Origin of the sequence: uncultured Pigmentiphaga sp. (assembly GCF_937950555.1) — a bacterium.
GTDB lineage: Bacteria > Pseudomonadota > Gammaproteobacteria > Burkholderiales > Burkholderiaceae_B > Pigmentiphaga.
Window position 1 is genome coordinate 1 of the sequence record NZ_CALFCW010000006.1, and the last position, 4,204, is coordinate 4,204.

Consider the following 4,204-nt stretch of genomic DNA (forward strand, 5'->3'; position numbering starts at 1 on the left):
GCGCAGGCGGCGTGATCGGCGGAAATTTCATCGCGCGCGCGGCCCCCGACGGCTATACCATCGGCGTGCTGCATTCCTCGGTCGTCACGTCCATCACCGCGATCCAGACCAGTGTTCAATACGATCCGCGCAAAGACTTCACGTATCTCGGCAACACCGTGTCGAATCCCGTGGTGTTGGTGGTCCCCAATGCTTCGCCGTTCAAGAAGCTCGAAGATCTCGTGGACGCCGCGAAAAAAGATCCGGGCAAGTACAGCACCGGCATCATCGGCATGGGCTCGCATAGCCATTTCAACCTGGAGCTGCTCAAGCTGTCTTCGGGCGCAGGGTTGACGCGCGTACCGTATAGCGGCGGCACCAGCCAAATCGTTGCCGACCTGCTGGGCAACCAGGTGGCGAGTGCTTCGCTCGTCTGGGCGGGGCTGAGCGAGTTCGTCAAAGACGGAAAAATTCGCGCGCTCGCCTCGACCAGCACGTTGAAGGATTTCCCGGAGGTCCCGACTTTCGAGAGCAAAGGGTATCCCAAGGTTCACCTCGAAGTGTTTCTTTCCGTCGTCGCGCCCGCCGGTTTGCCCAAGGGCATCCAGGACAAGCTGGTTCCGGCCATAGAACGGATCGTCAAGAAACCCGAGACCGAGCAGCTGATGAGTCGCCTGGGTTATCGCGTCAACTACGAACCCCCGGCCCAGGCATGGAAGACCGTCAGCGACGAGCTGGACTTCATCGTCCCGCTTGCCAAGCAGCTCGGACTGACCGCCAGGGAATGACGAGCGCTCACGTTGCCCCGCATCGCCGTCGAGCCCGTTTCATTCCGAAAGAGCCTGCCAAATGAATAAAAACCTGCTCAACCTGGACCGCTTCCGCCTGAAGACATTCTTGGATAGCCTGCGTGCGCGTCCCGACGCTGACGACGAAATCGAGGTGCGGCCTGATCCCGTCCGCCTCGCCGACGTCGCGGCGATTCTTCACGACAACCCGCGCGCCGTGCTGTTCGAGCGGGCAGGCGCCGCCGGCTATCCCTTGACGGGCAATGCCTTGGCGAGCCGGACGCGCATGGCGCACGCATTCGGGACCACCCCGCGCGGCCTCTTGCCGGAAATCCTCAAGCGTTTGCGCAGCAAGCCCGAGATCGTCGAGATCCCGCGCGAGTTGGCGCCGGTGCAAGAAATCGTCGCCACGGGAGACGAGGTCGACCTGACCGAACTGCCGATCAACCTGCAGCACGGATTGGACGGGGGCCCATATATTTCCGCTGCCATCGACTTCGCGTTCGATCCGTCCTCCGGCTGGACCAACGTCGGCTTGCGGCGGCTGATGATTCGGGGGCGCACGGAAACGGGCATCGATTTGGTAGCGCCGTCCGATTTGCGGGTGATATTGCTGGAGAGCCTCGCGAAGAAAAAGCACTTGCCGCTTTCGATCGTGGTCGGCAGCCATCCCATTGACTATTTAGCCGCGACGATGCGGCTGCCGGTCGACGAGCTGGGATTGATGGCGCAACTGCGCGGCGCGCCTCTGCCCGTCGTGAAATGTGTCACCAATGACCTGAAGGTGCCGGCGGACGCGGAGTGGGTGATCGAGGGTTATCTCGATGCAGCGGGTTACGTCGAACCGGAAGGCCCATACGGCGAGTTCCTGGGGTACTACGGCGGGGTCAAGATCAATCCGGTGTTTCGCGTCACAGCAATCACGCGCCGCAAGGATGCCGTGTTCCAGACGCTGACCATAGGCGGCAATGCCATGGGACGGACCGATACGGCGCAGCTGTGCGCGTTGCGGACCGAAGTCCTGGCGTGGCGGGCGCTGGAGTCGGCGGTTCGGGAAGTCCGGGCGATTTACGCGCCGCCCGCTACCGGAGGCGTCTACAACCTGCGCGTGGCATTGCAGCAGCGGGTGCCGGGGGAGGCCCGCAACGCGATTGCCGCAATATTTGCTTCGGTGGCGAACGTGAAGAACGTGTTCGTCGTCGACCCGGACATCGATATTTTTTCCGATGAACAGATCGAATGGGCGCTGGGTACCCGATTCCAACCCGAACGCGATCTGGTGGTGCAAGGCGGGTTCCGCACTTTGCCGCTGGATCCTTCCCTGGACGAGGGGGCGGCCACCGGCTCCAAGGCGGGCTTTGACCTGACCTGGACTTTCGGGTCGGGCAATCGGATGGAAGCCACGACGCCGGTTCCGCCCAAGTTCGAGGGCCGGCGCTTCGAATCGGTGAAGGCGGCACTCGCCGACGGCCCGAAGTTCTTCGAGGAGCTGATGGCAGCCGTGGGCAGCGACGACGGTGGCGACGTCGTGCGGGCCTTGGAGGAGCTGCGCGCAGAGGGCGTATTGGCCCGCGAGACGGAACGCGGGCGGTACTTGCTACGCGAGCAGGCGATGCCTGCTCCTTAGTGCATCAGGGATTCACTCCTGGACGGGGACGAACAACTCGTCTACGTCCAGGACGTCCCGGATCAGCCCCTGTTCTTTCATGTAGCGCATCAGCGTCTCGAGGGTGTGGCGGTTGGCTTCCACTCCGTAGGTCCAAGGGTCGAGGCCGAAAACCTCTTCCAGCTCGTCCAGGTCGTCCGTCAGCCAAGGCAGCATGTAGCGCAATGCAGCCAGGTTGCGCATGTGGCGATAGGCCACTTCTTTTGATTCGAGGCATGCACGGTATAGCGACGAGGCGATGAAGGGGTGGCGTTCGTATACCTCTTTCCGGATGGCGACGAGGTGCATGATCGGGAAGATGCCAGTCCGCTTGTAATAGTCCTTCTCGACCTCCCGGAAGTCGGGAAATAGGCGTTGTATGTCCGGATTGTGCCGCCGGGATTCGGGCAGCGTCGTGCCGAAGATGGCGTCGATTTTTCCTTCATCCAGCAACTGGCTCAGCGACTTGCCGTCATGGAAGCCGCGCTCAATGGGAATTTCCCGTACCAGCGGCATTAGGGTCGGCGTTCCGTGGCTTGTCGCGCTGTTGATCGACCCCTCGACCCACTGCACGGACGAAAAATCCACGCCGAAATCATCCTGCAGGTGGCCGCGCATCCATACTGCCGCCGTCATGGTGTAAAGCGGCACGCCGATGCGCTTTCCCTCGAGGTCCTTGGGCGTGCGGATGCCCGAGCGCCGGTTCACCGTGATGAAGCTGTGCCGGAAGGTGCGGGATGGGAATACGGGAATGGCGACGAAAGAGTCGTCGCCCGCGCTCTTGCGAGTGATGAACTCGGATACCGAGAGTTCGGAGGCGTCGAAGGCCTGTTCACCCGCCATGCGGTCGAAGATCTTGCGCGGTGCATCGATGCGGACGAACTCCAGGTCGATGCCCTCCGGCGCCACCTCGCCGGTGTAAAGCGCCTGCATGCGGTCATACAGGCCGCAGGCGAAGCGTAGCGGCACGCGGGAGGACGAAGGGGTGGACGGCATAGGGGTCTCCTCTGGAAAATACTGCTCGACGTTTATTCGTAATGCGAGTTATAAATCTGATATGCGAATTAGCATAACAGAGCACCCTAACGTGTCAATGACGGAGTGAGGAGACATCCATGCACCTGCCTCGTGTGTTTACCCGTACCCTGGGGGCGGCCTTGGGCGGCTTGATGCTGTCCGTGCCCCTGCAAGCTGCCCACGCACAGTCCAAACCCGAAGACTATCCATCGCGGCCCGTCCGCATCATCGCGCCCTACGCACCAGGCGGCACGGTAGATTCGCTGGCCCGGGCAATGGGAGCCGCCTTGAGCTCCATGCTCGACAAGACATTCTTTGTCGAGAACCGCCCCGGGGCTGGTGGCAACGTCGGCCTGACGGCGCTCGCAAAGGCCGCACCGGACGGCTATACGCTCGGGCTCGCCGCGGCCAACATGCTGGCGACGAATCGCGCCTTATATCGCTCGCTGCCCTTCGATACCATCAAAGATTTCGCGCCGGTGGGGTTCATCGGCAAAGTGCCGTACGTGTTGGTGGTCCATCCTTCGGTGCCTGCCAAGACGCTTGCCGAACTGATCGCCGAGCTGAAGGCTCACCCTGATAAGTACAGCTATGGTTCGTCCGGCCAAGGCAATACCGCACACCTCTTTGGTGAGCTGTTCAAAGTGCGCACGGGGACGAAAATGGTGCACGTGCCGTACAAGTCCAGCGGCGAGTCGCTGCAGGACTTGCTGGCGGGCCGCATCCAATTGCAGTTCTTTACGCCGGTAGACCTGATGCCGCACATCGAACGCGG

General features: G+C 62.0%; 4 protein-coding genes. 3 read left to right on the top strand and 1 reads right to left on the bottom strand.

Annotation, left to right across the window (positions count from 1 at the left end):
- Positions 1 to 767, top strand: a 767-nt coding sequence (locus Q0319_RS00485; RefSeq protein ID WP_299450148.1) for a tripartite tricarboxylate transporter substrate binding protein, incomplete at its 5' end; no start/stop codon positions are given.
- Positions 768 to 828: 61 nt separating this feature from the next.
- Positions 829 to 2,394: a UbiD family decarboxylase gene (locus tag Q0319_RS00490; RefSeq protein ID WP_299450151.1), complete on the top strand. Its 1,566-nt coding sequence runs from the start codon at positions 829 to 831 to the stop codon at positions 2,392 to 2,394.
- A 12-nt stretch (positions 2,395 to 2,406) separates the two neighbouring features.
- On the opposite strand, the gene Q0319_RS00495 is transcribed toward Q0319_RS00490, so the two are convergent.
- Positions 2,407 to 3,408: an ABC transporter substrate-binding protein gene (locus tag Q0319_RS00495; protein ID WP_299450154.1), complete on the bottom strand. Its 1,002-nt coding sequence runs from the start codon at positions 3,406 to 3,408 to the stop codon at positions 2,407 to 2,409.
- Between the two features lie 119 nt (positions 3,409 to 3,527).
- Between Q0319_RS00495 and Q0319_RS00500 the strand changes: the two genes are divergently transcribed.
- A partial coding sequence (locus tag Q0319_RS00500; RefSeq protein WP_299450157.1) for a tripartite tricarboxylate transporter substrate-binding protein occupies positions 3,528 to 4,204 on the top strand: 677 nt, incomplete at its 3' end.

What these genes read in the sequence shown, in the direction of transcription:
- Q0319_RS00490 (WP_299450151.1), top strand. Translation starts at nt 829, where the DNA reads ATGAATAAAAACCTGCTCAACCTGGACCGCTTCCGCCTGAAGACATTC.
- Q0319_RS00495 (WP_299450154.1), bottom strand. Translation starts at nt 3,408, where the DNA reads ATGCCGTCCACCCCTTCGTCCTCCCGCGTGCCGCTACGCTTCGCCTGC.